Annotated in this window: 15 protein-coding genes and 1 pseudogene; 1 reads left to right on the forward strand and 15 read right to left on the reverse strand. The window is 45.9% G+C overall.

Annotated elements, in window-relative coordinates:
* Window positions 1–44: 44 nt before the first annotated feature.
* From ilvC to BLU98_RS15250, 9 genes are all read right to left on the reverse strand, one after another.
* A complete protein-coding gene (gene ilvC / locus BLU98_RS15210; protein ID WP_092726350.1) occupies window positions 45–1,109 on the reverse strand; it encodes a ketol-acid reductoisomerase in 1,065 nt (354 codons plus the stop codon).
* A 46-nt stretch (window positions 1,110–1,155) separates the two neighbouring features.
* Window positions 1,156–1,746: an acetolactate synthase small subunit gene (gene ilvN / locus BLU98_RS15215; RefSeq protein ID WP_092726352.1), complete on the reverse strand. Its 591-nt coding sequence runs from the start codon at window positions 1,744–1,746 to the stop codon at window positions 1,156–1,158.
* A gap of 5 nt (window positions 1,747–1,751) precedes the next feature.
* Complete coding sequence (gene ilvB / locus BLU98_RS15220) at window positions 1,752–3,494, reverse strand: biosynthetic-type acetolactate synthase large subunit (RefSeq protein ID WP_092726354.1); 1,743 nt, start codon at window positions 3,492–3,494, stop codon at window positions 1,752–1,754.
* A 24-nt stretch (window positions 3,495–3,518) separates the two neighbouring features.
* Window positions 3,519–5,195 (reverse strand): dihydroxy-acid dehydratase, encoded by a 1,677-nt coding sequence (gene ilvD / locus BLU98_RS15225; protein WP_257575032.1) that lies wholly within the window; start codon window positions 5,193–5,195, stop codon window positions 3,519–3,521.
* Between the two features lie 323 nt (window positions 5,196–5,518).
* A complete protein-coding gene (gene leuB, locus BLU98_RS15230) occupies window positions 5,519–6,634 on the reverse strand; it encodes a 3-isopropylmalate dehydrogenase (protein WP_092726358.1) in 1,116 nt (371 codons plus the stop codon).
* 31 nt (window positions 6,635–6,665) lie between these two features.
* Entirely contained in the window at window positions 6,666–8,111 is a 1,446-nt protein-coding gene (locus BLU98_RS15235; protein ID WP_092726359.1) for an ATP-binding cassette domain-containing protein, read from the reverse strand.
* Entirely contained in the window at window positions 8,108–8,689 is a 582-nt protein-coding gene (leuD, locus tag BLU98_RS15240; RefSeq protein WP_092726361.1) for a 3-isopropylmalate dehydratase small subunit, read from the reverse strand. The genes BLU98_RS15235 and leuD overlap by 4 nt, the downstream gene beginning before the upstream one ends.
* A gap of 13 nt (window positions 8,690–8,702) precedes the next feature.
* Window positions 8,703–10,076: a 3-isopropylmalate dehydratase large subunit gene (gene leuC / locus BLU98_RS15245; protein ID WP_092726365.1), complete on the reverse strand. Its 1,374-nt coding sequence runs from the start codon at window positions 10,074–10,076 to the stop codon at window positions 8,703–8,705.
* A 76-nt stretch (window positions 10,077–10,152) separates the two neighbouring features.
* Window positions 10,153–11,319: a 2-isopropylmalate synthase gene (locus tag BLU98_RS15250; protein ID WP_092726367.1), complete on the reverse strand. Its 1,167-nt coding sequence runs from the start codon at window positions 11,317–11,319 to the stop codon at window positions 10,153–10,155.
* Between the two features lie 139 nt (window positions 11,320–11,458).
* Between BLU98_RS15250 and BLU98_RS15255 the strand changes: the two genes are divergently transcribed.
* Window positions 11,459–13,030 (forward strand): hypothetical protein, encoded by a 1,572-nt coding sequence (locus BLU98_RS15255; RefSeq protein ID WP_092726369.1) that lies wholly within the window; start codon window positions 11,459–11,461, stop codon window positions 13,028–13,030.
* Here BLU98_RS15255 and BLU98_RS15260 read toward each other — a convergent pair.
* From BLU98_RS15260 to BLU98_RS15285, 6 genes and pseudogenes are all read right to left on the reverse strand, one after another.
* Complete coding sequence (locus BLU98_RS15260) at window positions 13,018–14,871, reverse strand: PAS domain S-box protein (protein ID WP_257575034.1); 1,854 nt, start codon at window positions 14,869–14,871, stop codon at window positions 13,018–13,020. The two genes, BLU98_RS15255 and BLU98_RS15260, sit on opposite strands and share 13 nt — an antisense overlap.
* Window positions 14,872–14,996: 125 nt before the next feature.
* A complete protein-coding gene (locus BLU98_RS15265; RefSeq protein WP_257575035.1) occupies window positions 14,997–16,514 on the reverse strand; it encodes a sensor histidine kinase in 1,518 nt (505 codons plus the stop codon).
* A 146-nt stretch (window positions 16,515–16,660) separates the two neighbouring features.
* Complete coding sequence (locus BLU98_RS15270; RefSeq protein WP_092726375.1) at window positions 16,661–18,445, reverse strand: AMP-dependent synthetase/ligase; 1,785 nt, start codon at window positions 18,443–18,445, stop codon at window positions 16,661–16,663.
* 62 nt (window positions 18,446–18,507) lie between these two features.
* Window positions 18,508–19,530, reverse strand: a complete 1,023-nt coding sequence (locus BLU98_RS15275; RefSeq protein WP_092726377.1) for a tetratricopeptide repeat protein — start codon at window positions 19,528–19,530, stop codon at window positions 18,508–18,510.
* Between the two features lie 41 nt (window positions 19,531–19,571).
* Window positions 19,572–20,807 carry a DUF1015 domain-containing protein gene (locus BLU98_RS15280; RefSeq protein ID WP_092726379.1) on the reverse strand — a complete coding sequence of 412 codons (1,236 nt, stop codon included), beginning with the start codon at window positions 20,805–20,807 and terminating at the stop codon, window positions 19,572–19,574.
* 52 nt (window positions 20,808–20,859) lie between these two features.
* Window positions 20,860–21,351: pseudogene (locus BLU98_RS15285) on the reverse strand (phosphatase PAP2 family protein); the annotation flags it as partial.
* Window positions 21,352–21,455: the final 104 nt, after the last annotated feature.

The raw sequence follows: 21,455 nt of genomic DNA on the forward strand, positions 1-21,455 counted from the left end.
AGGCACTACCGGCAGTTGAACTACCGGTAGTGTTTATGTGCAGCTTACGCTTCTGTTGTTACTTTCTGGTTTTCGGGGCGCAGGCTCCTTACTGTTTTACCTGCCTGCCACATTTCGCTTTCGCGCAGTTCTTTCAATTCTTCTTCGAGTTTTTCACGGTAATCTGCTTTACTGTTGCTCTCGATCGATTTGGCTGCTTCCTTACCGGTAGCTACGCTTTCATACAATTCTTTGAACACGGGCAGAGATGCATCGCGGAATTTTTTCCACCAGTCGAGCGCGCCGCGCTGTGCAGTAGTAGAACAGTTGGCATACATCCAGTCCATACCGTTCTCGGCAACCAATGGCATCAGCGACTGCGTCAGCTCTTCTACTGTTTCGTTGAATGCTTCAGAAGGTGTATGTCCTTTTGAACGCAACACTTCATATTGTGCCGCGAAGATACCCTGGATAGCGCCCATCAATGTTCCGCGCTCACCGGTAAGATCGCTGTACACTTCTTTTTTGAAATCTGTCTCGAACAGGTAACCGCTACCGATGGCAATACCCAGCGCTACTACTCTGTCGAAAGCGCGACCGGTTGCATCCTGGAAGATGGCATAACTGCTGTTCAGACCACGCCCTTGCAGGAACATCCTGCGCAGAGAGGTACCTGATCCTTTAGGAGCTACCAGGAATACGTCTACATCGGCCGGTGGCACGATGCCTGTTTGGTCTTTATAAGTAACACCGAAGCCGTGTGAGAAATACAGGGCTTTGCCCGGTGTCAGGTATTTTTTAACGGTGGGCCACAGGCTGATCTGGGCAGCGTCGCTCAGCAAATAACAGATAATGGTTCCGCGTTGCAAAGCTTCTTCTATCTCAAACAATGATTCGCCCGGTACAAATCCGTCGCGAACCGCTTTATCCCAGCTCTTGGAATTTTTACGCTGGCCAACAATTACGTTGACGCCGTTTTCTTTCTGGTTCAGTGCCTGGCCTGGCCCCTGTACGCCGTAGCCGATCACTGCCACCACTTCATCTTTCAGCACCTGCTGTGCTTTTGCAAGGGGGAACTCTTCGCGAGTTATCACGTTCTCTTCTACACCACCGAAGTTTAATTTTGCCATTGTTCTGGTTTTTAAAATGATTGGTTGTTACTTTTTACTTTGTTTGTTACATGCTGAATACTTCGTCCTGCTTATCGAGGAATTCATTTTCTACCACAGTTTCTCCCGGCTCACTTTTCTCAAATGCCTTGATCTTGGCGTGAAAACTATCGCTGCCTTTGATGATGGCTACCCTTCCACTTCTCACAAACTCGATCAGTCCGCAGGGTTCCAATACTTTAACCAACTTGTCTATCTCTTCACGATGGCCACTGGTTTCGAAAATGGTATAGTCTTTACGAATGAGTATTGCTCTTGCCCCATATTTGTGAAGCAGCCTTTCCACTTTTATTTTTTCAGCGATCTCATCGGTAGATACTTTGTACAAAGCCATTTCCTGCCAAACGATCTCATCGTTGGTATTGTAATAGGCTTTCAATACTTCTACCTGCTTTTCTACCTGGCGAACCAGCTTGCGCACCACTTCTTCCGTTTCTTCAATGACGATGGTGAACCGGTGAATGCCTTCTATTTCCGATGGTGAAGTATTCAGACTTTCAATATTGATCTTCCTCCTGGAGAACATGATCGCAATACGGCTTACCAAACCGATGCGGTTCTCCGTGTATACTGTTATGGTGAATTCCTGTTTGTTCATGTTGCTTATTTTAAACGTATTTCACTTACACTGCATCCCTGCGGAACCATGGGGAATACATTGTTCTCCTTTCCTACCATTACTTCCAACAGATAAGAGCCCTGGTGGTTCAGCATGGTGGCCAGTGCCTCGCGCAGGTTTTGCCTGTCTGTTACTTTTTGTCCCGCTATGCCATATCCTTTGGCTACTGTCACATAATCAGGACTCGCAATGTCAACAAAGGAATAGCGTTTATCGTGGAAGAGCTGCTGCCATTGTCTTACCATGCCCAGGAACTCATTATTCAGGATCAGTATTTTTACATCGAGCTCTGTTTGCATGATGGTGCCTAGTTCCTGTATGGTCATTTGAACACCTCCATCGCCAATGATCGCTACTACAGTTCGATCCAGTGCACCGAATTTGGCACCGATGGCTGCCGGCAGGGCAAAGCCCATCGTGCCCAATCCACCGGAAGTGATATTACTTCTTGTCTGGTTGAATTTTGCATAACGGCAACCCACCATCTGGTGCTGGCCTACATCTGTTACAATGATGGCGTCTCCCTGGGTAAGCTCGTTCAAATGTTTCATCACTTCACCCATCGTCATCTCTCCCGAACCCGGGTTCAATTCATGATCGATCACTTCTTCATTCTCTTCCTGCTGGTAATTTTTGAATCTTTCCAACCACTGTGTATGTTTTTTTGCTTCCACGAGTTTGGTCAGCATAGGCAACGTCTCTTTACAATCGCCCCATACACCCACAGTAGCTTTTACATTCTTATCTATCTCGGCGGGGTCAATATCCAGGTGGATCACTTTCGCCTGCTTGGCATATTTATCGAGCCTGCCGGTAACACGGTCATCGAAGCGCATACCTATGGCGATCAACACATCGCAATCATTGGTAAGTACATTCGGACCATAATTGCCATGCATACCCAGCATACCAACATTTAATGGATGGTCAGTAGGCAATGCGCTCAACCCGAGAATGGTCCATGCGGCAGGAATACCTGACTTCTCAATGAAAGCCCTGAATTCATCTTCTGCGTTACCCAATATCACACCCTGACCAAACAGTACAAAGGGTTTCTCTGCTGCATTGATCAGCTTGGCCGCTTCTTCAACATATTCTTTCCGCACAATGGGCTTGGGCCGGTAACTGCGGATATGATCGCATTTTTCATATCCTGCATATTCAAATTTTTGCAACTGCGCATTCTTGGTGATATCAATCAGCACGGGTCCGGGTCTTCCGCTCCTGGCAATGTAAAAGGCTTTCGCTAACACAGTAGGTAATTCCGTTGCATCTGTTACCTGGTAATTCCATTTGGTAACTGGTGTGGTGATATTGATCACATCTGTTTCCTGGAAAGCATCGGTACCCAGCAAGTGTGCAAACACCTGTCCGGTTATACATACCAGCGGCGTACTGTCGATCTGTGCATCGGCCAGTCCTGTTACCAGGTTGGTAGCGCCTGGTCCGCTTGTTGCGAACACCACGCCCACTTTCCCGGAAGAGCGTGCGTAGCCTTGTCCGGCATGTATACCACCCTGCTCGTGTCTTACCAGTATATGTTTCAGTTTATCGTGATAATCGTATAAGGCATCATAGATAGGCATGATGGCTCCGCCGGGATAACCGAAAATGGTATCCACGCCTTCGGCGATCAATGCTTCAAGCACTGCCTGTGAACCGGAAAGCGTTACCGTTTTTTTAGCGGGTGTTGCTTTCTCTGCTGTGATGGTATCTATTGCTTCCATTCCTTTATTATTAGGGGTTGATGGTTATGCTTCGTCTGTTACGCAGCCCTCTGAGGCATCTTTCACACACTGGGCATATTTGAATAATATTCCTTTCTCTGCTTTGAGCGATGGACGTTTCCACGCTGCTCTTCTTTTGGCTATCACATCCTCCGGTACTTTCAGGGTCATGGACCGGGTAGCTACATTCAGTTCAATGATATCGTCATCTTCTACCATGGCTATCAATCCCCCGTTGTACGCTTCGGGTGTGATGTGTCCGACGACAAATCCATGTGTGCCACCGCTGAATCTTCCATCTGTAATCAACGCCACACTCTTACCCAATCCTGCACCAATGATGGCAGATGTAGGCTTCAGCATTTCTGGCATACCGGGTCCACCCTTAGGGCCTACATAACGGATCACTACTACATCACCGTGTTTTATTTTTCCGCTGTTGATGCCATTGATCAGCTCATGCTCTCCATCAAACACACGGGCCGGTCCTTCGAAACGCTCCCCTTCCTTACCGCTGATCTTTGCAACACTACCGCCTTCTGCGAGGTTACCGTATAATATTTGCAAATGCCCTGTTGCTTTGATGGGATGCTCCAGCGGGAATATGATCTTCTGTTTTTCAAAATCGATCTCGGGTACATCGGCCAGGTTTTCGGCTAATGTTTTTCCGGTAACTGTTAAACAATCTCCATGCAGTAATCCTTTGTTCAACAAATATTTCATTACAGCAGGTGTTCCTCCATGTTCATACAGATCCTGCATGAGGTATTTACCACTGGGCTTGAAATCGGCCAGAACCGGTATCCTGTCGCTGATGGCCTGGAAATCATCCTGTGTTAACGCTACATCTACACTCTTGGCCATCGCTATCAGGTGCAATACGGCGTTGGTGCTGCCGCCCAATACCATGATTACGATCATCGCATTTTCAAATGCTTTACGCGTCATGATATCTCTTGGTTTGATATCTTTTTCCATCAGGTGACGGATCGCTTTTCCTGCCGCCAGGCATTCCTGTTTTTTCTCTTCGCTCAATGCGGGGTTGGAAGAAGAATAAGGCAGGCTCATACCCAATGCCTCAATAGCGGCAGCCATGGTATTTGCTGTGTACATACCGCCACAGGCGCCTGCACCCGGACATGAATGCTGAACGATGCCTTTGAAATCAGCCTCATCCAATTGTCCTGCTATTTTTTGTCCCAATGCTTCAAAAGCAGAAACGATGTTCAGGTCCTGTCCTTTGTAATGACCGGGCGCGATGGTTCCTCCGTACACCATGATGGCCGGCCGGTTCAATCTGCCCATAGCGATGATGGACCCTGGCATATTCTTATCACATCCTGGCAATGCGATCACCGAATCATAATACTGCGCGCCGCATACCGCCTCGATGGAGTCGGCAATGATATCGCGACTCACCAGGGAATAACGCATGCCGTCGGTTCCGTTACTGATACCATCGCTCACGCCAATGGTATTGAATATCAATCCTACCAGTTCGCTGTCCCACACACTTTGTTTAACCAGCTTGGCCAGGTCGTTCAGGTGCATGTTACAGGTATTGCCGTCATAACCCATGCTCACAACGCCTACCTGCGCTTTTTTCAGGTCTTCTTCTGTTAAGCCAATACCATACAGCATGGCTTGTGCCGCCGGCTGTGTTACATCCTGTGTAATTGTCTTTGAATATCTATTTAACATCATAATCTTTTTTCCCTTTTTGCCCCGGGCTTAAGCCCGGGGCAAAAAGGCAAGGAATAAAAAACCCCGCATTTTGAGGCGGGGCTTTATATTTTCAATGTTTTCTTTTTTATATAAGGGCTCCTCCTCCGTTCAGTGCAGGTACAATAATGACAACCACAATAATAATTGTGTTGATGATGCTGACATTATGGTTGATGCCTTTGAACATAGAGGACTCGTCGCCCCGGACTTAAGTCCGGAGCTATAAAAATACTCCCGCCTGTTGAAAAAACAAAGAACTTTTAAAAAAATTGTGCAATCGTTCTATAACGATCGTTCGTTTATATAATGGTTGAGCGATTCAGCGAGGCATTGTTGCTGCGCCTGTTCGCATCTGCATTCCTTTCTATGTGTTCCGTGATCAGGTCACCGATAGCCGTAGTGGTGTAATTGTTTACCGGATCAATGTCTTTCGATACAAATCCATTCGCCAGGGTCCAATCAACGGCTTCTCTTACAGCAGCAGCCTCTTCCGCCAGTTGGAAATGATCCAGTAGCATGGCCGCAGAAAGAATAGAGCCCAAAGGATTGGCAATGTCTTTTCCTGCAGCCTGCGGATAAGAACCATGTATTGGTTCAAACAGCGCCACGGTATTGCCTACCGATGCCGATGGCAGCAATCCCAGCGAACCACTCAATACGCTCGCTTCATCACTGATGATATCGCCAAACATATTCTCGGTGAGCACCACATCGAATTGTGCGGGATTCAGGATGATCTGCATAGCAGCATTGTCTACGAACATATAATCTACAGCTACGTCTGTATACTCTTTGGCGATCTCTTGCACCACTTTACGCCACAAGCGTGATGTCTCCAGCACATTCGCCTTGTCCACCAGTGTCAATTTTTTCTTTCTTCCCTGTGCATACTTAAACGCCAGGTGTGATACCCTTTCTATTTCTGCCTTTGTATAAGTGCATTCATCAACCGCGGCCGATTGGTCTTCACTCAATTCTTTTTTACCAAAATATATGCCACCGGTGAGTTCACGGAATACAATAAAATCAACCCCTTCCATTTGTTTGGCTTTCAGCGGCGATAAATGTTGCAACGCACGATAAGTCGTAACCGGACGGATATTGGCATACAATTGCAGCGCTTTTCTCAGCTTCAGCAAACCCTGTTCTGGCCTCACTTTTGCAGTAGGATCATTATCATATTTAGGGTGACCGATGGCGCCAAAGAGGATGGCATCGCTTTTCAAACAGGTATCAATAGTTTCATCGGGCAAAGGGTTGCCGGTTTTGTCGATCGCATCGGCGCCCATGATACCATAGCTGTATTCAAAAGAATGACCGAAGCGATCCGCGATCGCATTCAGCACTTTAATGGACTGCTGCGTTACTTCCGGGCCGATCCCATCTCCCAATATAACGGCTATCTTCTTTTCCATACTGTATAATTATTTGGTTGTTAGTTTTAGTTTACGCTGCGATTTTTCCCGATTCCAATAATAATGTCCTGGTTACACATGAAGGCACTTCTTCATTGTAATGGCTTACATAGATCAATGTCTTCTTCAATACTGTACAGATATCATTGACCATCTCAACAAATGCCGCTGCCATCTGGGCATCGAGCCCCTGGCAGGGTTCATCCAGTATCAACAGCGGCGGGTTCTTCACCATGGCCCTCGCCAGCAATACCAGTCTTTGCTCTCCATTGGATAATTGCAACAACGGCCTGTTGGCAAAATCTGTCAGTTGCAATAATTCCATCCAGTGCAGGGTGATCTTTTTTTGTTGACCGGTGAGCTGCCTGAACAAACCAATTGTATCGAACAAACCGGATGCAACCACTTCAAAGCAGGTAGCGCCCGGCTCAAAGTGCTGGTGTAACTCGGGTGATACATAACCGATCTTCTGTTTGATATCCCAGATGCTTTCTCCACTGCCTTTCCTCCTGTCGAACAAATAGATCTCATTGGCAAATGCCTGCGGGTTATCGCCGTTCACCAGGCTCAGCAAGGTAGACTTTCCTGCTCCATTGCCACCGGCTATGCGCCAGCATTCTCCACGCTTCACTTCCCAGTTAATATTGTGCAGTATCTTTTTATTGCCGTAGGTTACATTGGTGTTTACCATTTTAACGGCAGTAGCAAAATTGTCGTAACGATAAACTTCCGGTATACCCTGTTGAATAGGCAAAGCCTGCTTTGCAACAGTAGCTGTTACCGGTTTATGCAGATCAAATGCCTGATGTGTTATCCTGGGTTGCAGGTAACCTTTTTCCAGCACAGCCACATGGGTTACTGCAGGCGGTATTTCCGATTCGGTAGTAACCAGCAGTATGCCAATTCCTTTTGCAGCCAACTGTTCCATGATCATACTGAGCGAATGCCTGGAAGCCGTATCGAGTCCGGTATACGGATTGTCAAACAGCAGCCAATCGGCCTGCCGAAGCAAAGCTTTCGCCAGTTGTAATTTTTTTTGTTCACCGTTCGACAATTGTATCAAACGGGTGTATCGCACATGCGTAATACCCAGCCACGATAATACATCCGTAATAGCCTGATCATCCGTAGTGATCTGTTGCAGCACATCATTCAACAATACCGTATCTTCTGCATCGGATGAATTGAACCGTTGTTGATAGTAAAAAGAAGAAACGTTAGAGAGGTTCTTGAATTTGTGTTGTTGGGTAATAGCCACAACACGGGGCTCACCATTGTGGCGGGCCGTGAACGATATATCGCCGCAGCTAAAACAATGCCCCGAAAGCGCTTTGATCAATGTAGATTTTCCGCTACCCGATTTACCCACTACTGCCAGCACTTCTCCTTCATGTACAGCAAAAGAAACATCTTTCAGTATGGTTTTACCCGACAACTGAACCGTCAGATGTTCTACCTGTAATGAAGTTGTTTTCATCGTTGCAATTCAAATGCTTCAATATCTTTTTTAATGCTCAGCAGAAAATCGATGTCATCGTATCCGTTGAGCAGGCATGTTTTCTTGTATGCGTTGATCTCGAACTTTTCCTGTTCGCCCGTACCATCAATGGTAATGGTCTGCTGTTCGAGGTTAACCGTTACTGTAGCAGCTTCACTTTGTGCAAATAATTTTTGCAGGAAATTTTCGCTCACCGTCACCGGCAGCACGCCATTGTTCAATGCATTATTCTTGAAGATGTCGGCAAAGAAGCTCGACACCACCACTTTAAATCCATAATCCTGGATGGCCCATGCCGCATGTTCGCGTGAAGAGCCGCATCCGAAATTTTTACCGGCTACCAGTATCTCGCCGCTGTATTTCGGCTGGTTGAGCACGAAATCTGCTTTGGGTTTTGCTTCATCATTGTTCTCATAACGCCAGTCGCGAAACAGGTTCTTTCCAAAACCATCCCTTGTAGTTGCTTTTAAAAAGCGGGCGGGAATGATCTGGTCTGTATCCACGTTTTCCATCTGCAACGGAACAAATCTGCTATGTATGGTACTTAATGCCTGCATGTCTTCTGTTTGATTAGATTAACTCCCTAACATCTGTTACAACACCGGTGATGGCAGCAGCTGCCGCTGTAAGCGGACTCGCCAGCAACGTACGCGCGCCGGCGCCTTGTCTGCCTTCGAAATTCCGGTTACTGGTACTGATGCAATATTCACCGGCAGGTATCTTGTCTTCATTCATTCCCAAACAGGCGCTGCATCCTGCCTGCCTGATCTCAAAACCTGCTTCTTCAAATATTTTATCAAGACCTTCTGCCTTTACTTGTTTGGATACCTGCTGTGATCCGGGAACGATCATCACCTGCACTTTATCGCTCTTCCTTTTTCCCTTGATCAATGAAGCCACCATGCGCAGGTCTTCGATCCTGGAATTGGTACAACTGCCAATGAATACATGCTGCACAGGCATACCCAGCAAGGGCTTGCCGGCTTCCAATCCCATATATTGCAAAGCTTTTGCATTATCGCTGCCTGAAGGTATTTTACCATTCACGGCAATGCCTTGTCCGGGATTGGTACCATAAGTGATCATGGGTTCTATATCCGCTGCATTGATATGCAATTCTTCATCGAACACAGCATCTGCATCGCTGTACAATGTTTTCCATTCGGCCAGTTTCTTTTCCCAGGCTTCTCCCTGGGGTGCGAATTCGCGGCCTTTTATATAAGCGAAAGTAGTTTCATCGGGGGCGATCATACCGCCACGGGCGCCCATTTCAATACTCATATTGCAAATGGTCATGCGGGCTTCCATGGAAAGTGAACGAATAGCAGAACCCGCATATTCAACAAAATAGCCGGTGCCACCGCTCGCAGAGATCAGTGCAATGATGTGCAGGATGATGTCTTTTGAAACAACGCCTTTATTCAGTTCGCCTTCAATATTGATGCGCATCAGCTTGGGCTTGCTCTGCATCAGACATTGCGATGCGAATACCATTTCCACTTCACTGGTTCCTATTCCAAAAGCAATAGCACCGAATGCACCATGCGTAGAAGTATGACTATCGCCACATACAATGGTCATGCCCGGCTGTGTAATACCCAGTTCAGGTCCTATTACGTGTACAATGCCCTGGTAAGGATGTCCGAGTCCGTACAACTCCACACCATGATGCACACAATTCTCTTTCAGTTGTTGTACCTGTAACCTCGACAGTTCATCTTTGATAGGCAAATGCTGGTTGATCGTAGGCACATTATGATCGGCAGTGGCCACTATCTGCTGCGGGCGGAAAAGCGAGATACCTCTTTTTTCGAGGCCTTTGAAAGCTTGCGGACTGGTCACTTCATGGATGAAATGTTTGTCGATATACAGCACAGAGGGACCACCTTCCACTTCCTTAACAATATGCTTTTCCCAAATCTTATCGAATAATGTTTTTGACATGAGATTGATCTTGAATAAAGGCGTGGCATGAGAACATGCCACGCGAACTAACTAAAACTATACATATGAGAAAATCCTAAGTTGTTGCCGGCGCAGCTTTATAAGTGCTGGCCAGTTGATGCAGGTCTTCTTCCTCCACTTCTTTTTTCCTGTCTGCTACCTGTAGAAATGACTGGTATAGTACATCTATATCATTCCGGTTATATTGGTATCCCAATTTTTGAAGGCGATGTGCCAGGGCACTGCGTCCGCTGCGGGCGGTCAGTACAATCTTGCTGCCATCGGCGCCCACTTCTTCTGGGTTGATGATTTCGTAGGTCTGTGCGTCTTTCAGGAAGCCATCCTGGTGAATGCCGGAAGAATGAGAGAATGCATTGGCACCCACAATGGCTTTATTGGGCTGAACCGGCATACGCATGATATCCGATACATCGTGACTCATGGGGTTCAGCAATTGTGACTGGATATTGGTATAATAACCCAGGTCTTTGTGTTGTTTGATCACCATTACTACTTCTTCAAGTGAAGTATTTCCGGCGCGCTCACCCAATCCATTCACGGTACATTCTATCTGGCGGGCGCCATTGATCACACCTGAAATGGAATTGGCGGTGGCCAGTCCCAGGTCATTATGACAATGACAGGAGATAATGGCCTTATCGATATTGGAAACGTTATTTTTCAGAAAAGCGATCTTCTCGCCGTATTGATGCGGAAGGCAATACCCGGTGGTATCAGGAATATTCACCACGGTGGCTCCGGCTGCGATCACGGCTTCAATTACACGCGCCAGGTATTCATTATTGGTACGTCCGGCATCTTCGGCATAAAATTCCACATCATCGGTGAAATTCCTGGCCCATTTCACGGCCTGTACTGCTCTTTCCAGGATTTCTTCCCGGGTGGCATTGAATTTAGATTTGATATGAAAATCCGAAGTACCAATACCCGTATGGATTCTTGGTCTTTTCGCATATTTAAGCGCCTGAGCGGCAACTTCAATATCTTTTTGCACGGCGCGGCTCAGTCCGCATACCGTTGCATTCGTAATCGCTTTGGCTATTTGTTCAACAGATTCAAAATCTCCCGGACTGGAGATGGGAAAGCCCGCTTCAAGGATGTCTACACCCAACGACTCCAGCTTCAGTGCCAGCTCCAGCTTCTCTTTGGTATTGAGTTTGCAGCCGGGCACCTGTTCTCCGTCGCGGAGCGTAGTATCGAAAATGTACACCTTTTCAGCCATGAATCTTTCTATTTTATTCGAATTTAGAGCGATATCACAGGCCTATAAGTTCAAAATTGGCGTTATTTTACATCCTGTAAACAGTGCCCGGGGCCTTGTAACCCTTATTGGTATTGGATTTTAGTATAAATAAATTACGATGCCCAACCGTTCTACCGATGCACTTTTCCAGCTGGTTCAATCGCTCGAAAGGTCTGAAAAACGCAATTTCAAGCTCTATATGAACCGGATTTCGGCCGGAGGGGGTGGTGATTTGAAGATTGTGCAGCTTTTCGATGCCCTGGATAAGATGAAACAATATGATGAGGAAGCCCTCCTGAAAAAGAACCCTTCCCTTCAAAAACAGCAGCTTTCCAATCTCAAAGCCCACCTGTATCACGAACTCCTGGCCAGCCTGCGCCTGTTGAAACAGGAAGAGAATATTGACCTGCAGCTGCATGAGCAGCTCGATTTTGCCCGTTTATTATACAACAAGGGGTTGTATCACCAAAGTCTGCGGATACTCGATCGCATCAAAGACCTGGCCCGTACCAATAACCAGGTCACTTATATCGGGCAGGTATTGTTCTTAGAGAAAAAGATCGAATCGCTGCATATTACCCGGAGTATGCAAGACCGGGCGGAGCGGCTCAGCGCCGAAGTGGAAGAAGTGAATGCGCGGCTTTCTGTTATCGGCAAACTGTCTAATCTTTCCCTGCAATTGTACAGTTGGTATATCCGCAATGGGCACGCCCGCAATGAAAAAGATACGGCAGCGCTGGATCTTTTTTTCAAGCAGGATGTACTGCAACATAGCCAGACCTGCAAAGGCTTTTATGAACGACTCTATCTTTATCAGTGTTACTGTTGGTATGCCTTCATTACCCAGGATTTTCTGATGTATTACCGTTATTGCCAGAAATGGGTAGACATTTTCGATAACGATCCCAAAATGATCGAAATAGAGACTGCTCATTATATCAAGGGCATGCACAACCTCATGAGCGCACATTTCGATCTCAGGAATTACCAGAAATTCAACGAGTCTATCGAGGTGTTTGAAAAATTCATCGAAACACCTGTGATTCAAGGCAACCAGAACAACCTCATTCAAACTTTCATTTACCTGGTAACCGCCAAGTTGAACAAGCATTTCATGGAAGGCACTTTTACAGAGGGGCTCTACCTGGTTCCTTATATTGAAGAGAAGATCAAAGAATACGAATTGTATCTCGACAGGCACCGGATATTGGTATTCTATTATAAAATAGCATCACTCTATTTCGGTAGCGGCGATCATGATAAAAGCATCGATTACCTCAATAAGATCATCAACCTTAAAGTAGACCTGCGCACCGATCTGCAATGTTATGCACGCCTGCTTCACCTGATTGCACATTATGAGTTGGGCAATTTTGAATTGCTGGAATACCTGTTGAAATCGGTTTACCGCTTCATGGCCAAGATGGAGAACCTGAGCACTGTTGAAGAAAAGATTTTTGCTTTTTTGAGAAACTCTTTCCGGTTAACGCCCCGTCAGCTGAAACCGCAATTCGAAACGCTGTTACAAACATTGAAACCGCTCGAAAAAAATCGTTTGGAAAGTCGCGCCTTCATGTACCTCGATATCATTTCCTGGCTCGAAAGCAAGATCGACCAGAAACCGGTGCAGGATATTATCCGGCAAAAATTCCTGGATGCCAGACGTAATAAAACCGATCAAACGGTTTGAGTAGGCGGTTCAATTAGTATTTCTCTTCCGGCAGGGAAAACAATATGCAGTTGGCATCCTTTGTTGGGAGCGCTTTTCAATTCAATACTGCCGTTGTATAGTTCCACGCGGCTAAAAATATTGTTGATGCCGATTCCCTTTCTTTTTACAGCGGTGTCGAAGCCCTTCCCGTTATCGGTAATGGAAAGACGGATGAAATCATCCCTGTACAATTCAATAGTAACACAGTTCGCATTGGCATGCTTGATAATGTTGTTGATCTGCTCCTGCACGATCCTGAAAATATTGAGCTTGAACTCGTAGTTGATGTCTTCCTCATAAAAAGATTCGTAGAAAAATTCAATACTCATCTGGTTCGCCACCAGTATATCTTCTACCAGTCCGTCGATGGCTTTGGCCAGACCAAAATCTTTGATCAGCGGCGTTACGAGCGCCTTGGATAGTTTCCGGATCTCTTCAATGGCGTTGAAAATAAAACCAGAAGATTGTTTCAATAATTCCTGGTGATTATCGCTTCCCTTCAATGCCGTTGCGAGGTACATCATGGCAACCGTGAGTTGCTGGTTCACATTGTCGTGCAGCTCTTTGCTGATCTCATATCTTTCTTTTTCCTGCTCGCGTATAACAGCTTCTGTGATCTCCTTCTGCTTCATCTGCCTTTCTTCCTGCAGCTTTTTTTCCATCTGCTTCTTTTCGGTCACATCCCGCGAGTTCGACACAATGCCCCTGACAGAAGGATCCTCGATGAGGTTGGTAAGCTTAGCCTCCAACCAGCGCCATTCCCCATCGGCATTCCTAAACCGGAAGGAAGATATTTCAAGCGATGGCTGCTGGCTGATCTGTTTGAACCGTTTGCGTATAAACGCCATATCATCCGGATGGATGAAATCGAATAAATTCCTGCCTACCAGGGTTGATGGGGTATAACCCAGCACTTTTTCTACCGTAGGGCTTGAGAAAGTGAAATGGCCATCTTCATCCAGTATTTTGATCATATCTGATCCATTCTGCACCAGCGACCGGAATCTTCTCTCGCTGTTGATGACTTTGAGTTCGGCCAGTTTGCGGTCTGTGATGTCCTGCATGGCGCCTATCATCCGGCGTGGTGTTTGACCATGATATAACAGGTATCCTTTGTCAACCACGTGCGCATAAGTTCCATCGGCCTTCCTGAAACGGAATTCATCCTGCCAGATGGAATGTGTATTACTGCTGATGGATTTGAACAAACCATCTATAACCCGCTGCCTGTCGTCGGGGTGGATACATTTCTCCCAGAAATCTGCCGAAGTTTTAAAATCGGTGACCTGGTATCCGTAGAGTTTGTAGATGTTTTCACCGGCCCAATAAATCTCGTTCGTATCGAGGTTCCAGTCCCACACCATATCATTGGTGGCCTTGGTAACAAATTCATAACGCTCATTGCTTTCGCGCAGGTTTTCCAGGTTCCGCTTACGTTCTATGCTGTATTGAATGGATTTGGAAAGCAGCTTCTCATCAAACTCTCCTTTTATCAGGTAATCCTGCGCGCCGTTGGCCATAGTTTCCAACGCTACGTGCATATCTATCATACCTGTTAATACAATGATGGGAATAGAAACGGCATATTGGTTGATGATCTTGTAAGATTCCAGCCCATCGCTGTCGGGCAGGGTAAGGTCGAGCAGCACCAGGTTGATCTTTTGCAGTTGGAGTACGGAAATGGCTTGTGTCGCATTCGTTACCCTGAAGAGCCTGGCCACAGGCAACGAAGTAGCACCGAGCAACTCTTCCAATAAGAAAAGGTCTCCCGGGTTATCCTCTACAATAAGTATGTTCATTTGCAGGTAATGATCGGACATACTCATCTGTTATTTTGAACGGCCTTAGTTTTCCTCATACAAACAGGTATAAAATAACTTACAAAAAAACATAAACTATTCTGCTATTCCATGTCTTTCCTTTCATTTCATTGAAATGATGAAGATTATTTACCGATGGTCAGGTAAAAACAACTGCCATTCTCTTTGCCCGATTCCACCCAGATACTGCCGCCATGTCTTTCTGCGATCTTTTTACAAATAGCCAACCCTATACCGGTTCCGCTGTAACTGCCTTTACTATGCAGGCGTTGGAACAGCTGGAAAATCTTCTCATAGTGTGCTGCATCAATACCAATACCATTGTCTTTCACACTGAACAGGTACTGGCTCTCCATCTCTTTGCATGTTATTTTTATCGAAGGAATTTCCTTGCTATGGTATTTCAATGCATTGCCTACCAGGTTCTGAAACAATTGAAACATCTGCGTTTTATTTGCATTGATCATGGGCAGGTTACCTATTTCCACTTGTGCATTCGTTTCCTTAATCTCTTTTTCGAACAAGTTGTAAATATCTTTCAGCAACTCATTCATATTTACTTCCTCATACCCGCTTTTATCCGACCCTACGCGGGAATAAGTGAGCAGGTCGAGGATCAATTTCTTCATCCTTTCAGCGCCATCCAGCGCATAATGGATGTACCTGTCTGCCGTTTCGTCTATTTGCCCTTCGTATTTTTTCCTGAACAACTGTAAAAAGCTGCTCACCATACGCAAAGGTTCCTGTAAATCGTGAGAAGCTACATACGCAAACCGTTCGAGTTCAATATTTGAAGTAGTCAGTTCCGCAGCCCTTTTTTTCAGGCGTGTGTTCAATTCCCCAAGCAACGCTTCTGCAGCCCTTCTTCTCGTAATATCCTGCGTGGCGCCGATCATGCGAATAGCCTTCCCTTCCTGATTGCGTATGATATATCCCTTGTCGTAAATATAAGCAAAGCTCCCGTCCGCCTTGATGATCCTGTACTCATCATCCCAATAAGCATCCTGCGAATCATTGAGTGCCCGCGCCCTTTTATCCAGCATGGATTCGAGATCATCGGGATGCACTTTCTTAATCCAGAAATCCTTGTCTTTTGAAACTTCTACCGGATCATATCCGAAATTGGTTTTCAATCCATGCCCTGTTCTTGTAACAATATCCGACTCAAGGTCCCAGTCCCAGATGGCGTCGTTGGTTGCCCTGGCTACGTATAAAAAACGCTCATTGCTTTTATAAAGTTCTTCTTCTTTTTCTTTTTTTTCAGTGATATCACGCTGGTTGATGATCATACCCTCCACACCTTTCATGTGCAACAGGTTAACCACCGTAGCTTCCACCCAAACAAAACCACCTTCTTTTTTTTTGACTCGATATTCTTTTTTGAAGCTCTTGCCCGGTGATTGGAGGACCTCTTCAAATTCACCCAATAACCGGTTGAGGTCTGCTTCATAGATCATGTCACGTAATCGCTTTCCTACTACTTCTTCTACTTCATAGCCCATGATCTTTTTTACTGCTGGATTGATATACGTGATCTCCCTGTGTATATTGGCATGGATAATAATGTCCATGCTATTCTCTACCAGCATCCTGAACCGTAGTTCACCGGCACCATCTGAAACAGCTTCAGCATTTCTAGTCATACGCAGCATTGGTCTTCACACAATTTCGCCAAGATTTGCAAAAGCGCCAAGAAGATTTATTGCACAACAAAAGCACGCTATGCAGCTTGCTATTAAACTGATTAATAGCAGTTTACGAAGATGCTCTATTTAAATGGAAACCGGGGTCAACGATAAATCTGCTCGATCGCTTCTCTGAATTTTTCCATCACCACTTTTCTTTTCAGGCTCAGCTTGGGTGTCATCTCACCTGTTTCGATGGTCCATTCATGTGGCAGCAATTCAAATTTTTTGATTTGTTCAACGTGGTTGAAACCGGTATTGTACTGATCTACCAGTTTCTGATACATTTCCAATACACGGGGTTCACGTATCGCTGCCTCATTGGTAGTAAAAGTAATATTATTTGCTTTCATCCAATCTTTCAGGGCTGCAAAAGTTGGCACGACCAAAGCGCCTACGAACTTACGTTCAGGGCCTACCACCATTACCTGTTCTATGAAACGGCTTTCTTTGAGTTTATTTTCAATGGGTTGTGGGGCAACATATTTTCCTCCGCTGGTTTTGAACAATTCTTTTTTCCTGTCGGTGATTCGCAGGAAGCCGCCTTCTTCCAATACGCCTATATCGCCGGTATGCAACCATCCGTCTATCACCGTTTCGGCCGTAAGATCGGGTCGTTTATAATACCCTTCCATTACACTGGGGCCGCTTACACATATCTCACCGTCTTCTTCCAGTTTAAGGGTTACTCCTTCTATCACCGGCCCCACTGTTCCAAGGCGGTTACCACCTTTTGCTTTCCGGTTTACCGCGATAACAGGACTGTTCTCGGTTGGTCCATACCCTTCATAGACAGGTATGCGGGCAGCATTGAAAATACGCAATAGCTTTACCTGGCAGGCCGCTCCTCCGGTTACAATGAAGGCAACATTACCCCCCAGCGCTTCGCGCCATTTGCTGAAGACCAGCTTATTGGCAAGCGCCAACTGCAAACGATACCAGGGCCCGCTGCTGTTGTTGTTATCGTATTGAGATGCCAGGCTTACCGACCAGAAAAAAAGTTTACGCTTGATGCCCGTAAGCTCATTGCCTTTGTTCATAATGCGCTCAAACACTTTCTCCAACAAACGCGGCACTGTGGTAAACCCATTAGGCTTTACTTCGCGGAGATTGTCTCCAATAGTATCCATGCTCTCTGCATAATAAATGCCAATGCCGCTGTAGAGATAGATGTAGGTGACCATCTTTTCGAAAATATGGTTGAGCGGCAGAAAGCTCAGCACTTTATATTGAGGTGCATCTTCAAAAGGGAAACTTATTTTCGAATAATACAGGTTCGAATAGATATTACGGTGACTCAACATCACGCCTTTGGGTGTACCCGTTGTTCCCGATGTATAAATGATGGTAGCCAGTTGCGATACCGGTATGTTCTTTTTGATACGCGCTACTTCCTGTAGCAGATCGTCATTTGCGAGCTCTGTTACCGCACTCCAATGTTCAGCTCCTTCTATCTTGTCAAAGCTGTAAATGGTTTTTATAGAAGGCACACGGCCCGCCACCGATTTTGCTTTTTCATACAGTTCTTTATTGCCTACGAAAATGTATTTTACCGCTGCGTCGTTCAGTATAAATTCCAATTCAGCCGGGTTGGTGGTAGGATATACAGGCACCAGTATAGCGCCCAGTTGTTGTACTGCAAGATCGGCGAACAGCCATTCGGGCCTGTTATTACTGATGATGGCGATCTTATCGCTGCTCTCGGCGGTCATATCACCGGCGCTCACGCCCAAATGTAACAGGCCGGCGCTGAACCTGTTCACAATACCTACTACTTCTTCTGTTGAATAAGACACCCATACTCCGTTCTCCTTTGCCGACAGCATATCCTTTTTAGGAAAATGTTGTAACTGGTACTCCAGGCAATCAAACAATCTTTTCGCAGTCATAACAATCGGCGCCTTTAAATGCACCAGGGGTAAGTTAGGCAAAACAGTACAAATAACAAAGCTTAATGGCTCATGTAGTATTGTCCTGCCGGCAGTTTAAACACGCGGCCCTCCTGAAATGATTTGAAACCGTTGTATTCTTTTGGATGGTTGTTTTGCCATATCTGGTAAGCATCTGCGTTGATCACGCCGCCGAAGAGCCATTGATTGTACGCTTCAAAAATTCCTTCCCGCAAAAGATATTGTTCCTGCTCGAACAAACGGAAAGGATACTGCTGTTTATTATTGCCCTGGAACCATTCCAGGATGAAGCGGGTCCTGATCGTAACCAGGTTGTCGATATTAACGCCGTCTTTCGCCAGCGCCATTGTTTTAGCATAAGTGTTCAGCACTTCTTTTTCAAAGCCGCTGGCGCTTTTCGCAGCAATAGCATCCTGCAGGGTACTTCCTTTGAACAGATTCTGGTAAGCAAACAGCAATCCTTTTTTTACATCTTCTGTCCGGGGCGTAAAGCTTTCCAGGTTCAGGAAGAGCTCTCCGTATAATATCACCCTGATCCACTCGGCTTTTTTAGCGTAATAGCGTGCTGCATTGTAATAATTACTGCTGTAATTGGGATCAGATACGATGCCTTTTTCCCATTTTACAATGGCATCGCCAAGGCTATTATCCATTTCCAACAACTCACCGTATTCGTTATAGATGACGCCGCTGTTGGGGAATTTTTTGATAGCCTCTTTGTACAGTTTGCCGCAATCTTTATATGCAGCAATGCTTTTGTAACTCATTCCCAGTATCTGGAAAGTTTGCTCATCGGCATCAGGTCGCTGCACCAGTGGTTTGGCTACTTCTATTGCTTTTGCAAAATCCCTTTTAAGGTAATTGGCATAGGAGAGGTTTTTCAGCAACTCGAGGTTCTGGGGATCTTTCGCCACGGCTTTTTCAAGGACTGTTACAGCATTCGTAAAATCTCCCTGCCGCATCATGGACATGGCTGTTTCCTGTAACTGCTGGGCAGTAGTTTGTTGTCCGTAAGAACCATGAAACAACAATAAAGCAACGAAAGCGATCAGTACGTTTTTCATAATATTATTTTGAATCGGCGCCGGATGCCGGTACGCGCTGTTTATTGATAAATAAGATGCGTCAACAATCCATCTCTTAGTTTCGGCTCAAACCAGGTGCTTTTGGGAGGCATTACATTACCGCTGTCGGCAATATCGAACAGTTGTTCGATGGTTACCGGGTACAAGCTGAAAGCTGCTGCCATCTCCCCGCTATTCACTCTTTTTTCCAGTTCCTGTAATCCGCGTATACCTCCCACAAAATCAATCCTTTTATCGGTACGGGGGTCGTGTATACCCAGGATGGGATCAAGCACATTGTTTTGCAGGATAGTAACATCCAATACACCAATCGGGTCTTCTGTAAACGTACCTGGTAAAGCGGTGAGTTTGTACCAGCTGCCATTTAAATACAATCCGAAAGTGTGCAGATGGGAAGGCTTGTATGCTGCAGCGCCCACCAATTCTATCGTAAATTTCTCCTTCAATGCCGCGAGGAATTGCGCTGCATCTAGTCCGTTCAGGTCTTTCACCACCCGGTTATAATCCATGATGTATAACTGGTTAGAAGGAAAAAGCGTAGTGAGAAAAAAATCGGCTCCATTGCCCGTTTTGTTTTCTATCGCTTTGCGCACTTTAGCTGCAGAAGCGGCCCGGTGATGGCCATCAGCAATATAGGTATAGGGTATTTCTGATTCGAAAAGACCGCTGATCGTTTCGCAGGTAGTGGTATCATTGACAATCCAGATGGTATGTTGTATTGCATCATCGGCAACAAAATCATATACCGGCGATTTGGTTTCCTGCCATTCGGCAATGAGGGCATCTACTTTTTCATTGTGACGGTATGCGAGGAAAACATTCCCTGTTTGCGCACCGGAAGTTTTGATATGGTTGATGCGATCCTGCTCTTTCTCCGGGCGGGTGAATTCATGTTTACGGATAATGTCGTTCTCATAATCGTTGATGCTGCTTACACAAACAAGCCCGGTTTGGCTGCGGCCATCCATCACCAACCGGTAGATATAATAACATTCCCTGTTTTCCCTGAAAAGCACATCTCTTTTGATGAATGCTTCCAGGTTGGCTTTCGCCTGCTCATACACTTGTTGTGAATGGATATCCACAGATTCAGGCAGGTCGATCTCGCTTTTGGTAATATGCAGGAAGGAATTGGGATTGCCTTGTGCTTCAATTTTTGCTTCTGTACTGTTCAATACATCATACGGACGGCTGGCCACTTGCTTGGCCAGTTGCGCATGCGGACGCAGCGCCTTAAAAGGTTTTACTATTGCCATGCGGCAAATATCTGCAAATAATTATAAAAGAAATGTTAGGGTCCTGGCTTTCTCAGCGTATGGCTTTTTCAAAAGCGGCCAGTCCTTTTTTGACGAGGGGTTGTTTTTCCGACAGCCATTTGAACAGGAATATCCCGGTTACTGAGCAGGCTATGCCCGCCAGCACATCCAACACATAATGATGGCCGGAATACACGGCCGAGAACCAGATGCCTGCCATTACCAGCACAAACAGGAGGTTGACAGCTCCCAACTTGTTTTTGATACCATAATACAGCACGATCAGCGGATACGCAGCATGCAGCGAAGGCATGGCAGCGAACACATTAGAGCTTTTAGCATACAGGGCTTTGAATACCCCTACATGAAAAATACGGTCGAACGCCGCGAGGCCGGCGGTATTACCCGGTGTGCCCGGGATAAAGCCAAAACCATATTGCTGTACATACCAGGGCGGCGCTGCCGGATAAATATAATAGAACGCAAATCCTATCAGGTTCACCAGCAGAAAGCTGAGCGAAAAATAAAGGAACTGCCTGCGGTCCTTAAAAAATAACGTGTTGTGCTATTGAAAACTCAGGGCATGTTTAATCTGAGCTAGTTTTTTTCCGTTTAAATGATTAATCCAGTGTAAGATTGACATTGAAG

The sequence above is a fragment of the Hydrobacter penzbergensis genome (genome assembly GCF_900106985.1).
In the GTDB taxonomy this organism is placed as follows: domain Bacteria; phylum Bacteroidota; class Bacteroidia; order Chitinophagales; family Chitinophagaceae; genus Sediminibacterium; species Sediminibacterium magnilacihabitans.

Excerpts from the sequence above, each read along its gene's own strand:
- BLU98_RS15250 (WP_092726367.1), bottom strand. The coding sequence starts at position 11,319 with ATGGCTGAAAAGGTGTACATTTTCGATACTACGCTCCGCGACGGAGAA.
- leuD (WP_092726361.1), bottom strand. The coding sequence starts at position 8,689 with ATGCAGGCATTAAGTACCATACATAGCAGATTTGTTCCGTTGCAGATG.
- BLU98_RS15265 (WP_257575035.1), bottom strand. The coding sequence starts at position 16,514 with ATGACTAGAAATGCTGAAGCTGTTTCAGATGGTGCCGGTGAACTACGG.
- ilvC (WP_092726350.1), bottom strand. The coding sequence starts at position 1,109 with ATGGCAAAATTAAACTTCGGTGGTGTAGAAGAGAACGTGATAACTCGC.
- ilvN (WP_092726352.1), bottom strand. The coding sequence starts at position 1,746 with ATGAACAAACAGGAATTCACCATAACAGTATACACGGAGAACCGCATC.
- BLU98_RS15255 (WP_092726369.1), top strand. The coding sequence starts at position 11,459 with ATGCCCAACCGTTCTACCGATGCACTTTTCCAGCTGGTTCAATCGCTC.
- BLU98_RS15235 (WP_092726359.1), bottom strand. The coding sequence starts at position 8,111 with ATGAAAACAACTTCATTACAGGTAGAACATCTGACGGTTCAGTTGTCG.
- leuC (WP_092726365.1), bottom strand. The coding sequence starts at position 10,076 with ATGTCAAAAACATTATTCGATAAGATTTGGGAAAAGCATATTGTTAAG.
- BLU98_RS15275 (WP_092726377.1), bottom strand. The coding sequence starts at position 19,530 with ATGAAAAACGTACTGATCGCTTTCGTTGCTTTATTGTTGTTTCATGGT.
- BLU98_RS15270 (WP_092726375.1), bottom strand. The coding sequence starts at position 18,445 with ATGACTGCGAAAAGATTGTTTGATTGCCTGGAGTACCAGTTACAACAT.
- ilvD (WP_257575032.1), bottom strand. The coding sequence starts at position 5,195 with ATGTTAAATAGATATTCAAAGACAATTACACAGGATGTAACACAGCCG.
- BLU98_RS15280 (WP_092726379.1), bottom strand. The coding sequence starts at position 20,807 with ATGGCAATAGTAAAACCTTTTAAGGCGCTGCGTCCGCATGCGCAACTG.
- ilvB (WP_092726354.1), bottom strand. The coding sequence starts at position 3,494 with ATGGAAGCAATAGATACCATCACAGCAGAGAAAGCAACACCCGCTAAA.
- BLU98_RS15260 (WP_257575034.1), bottom strand. The coding sequence starts at position 14,871 with ATGTCCGATCATTACCTGCAAATGAACATACTTATTGTAGAGGATAAC.
- leuB (WP_092726358.1), bottom strand. The coding sequence starts at position 6,634 with ATGGAAAAGAAGATAGCCGTTATATTGGGAGATGGGATCGGCCCGGAA.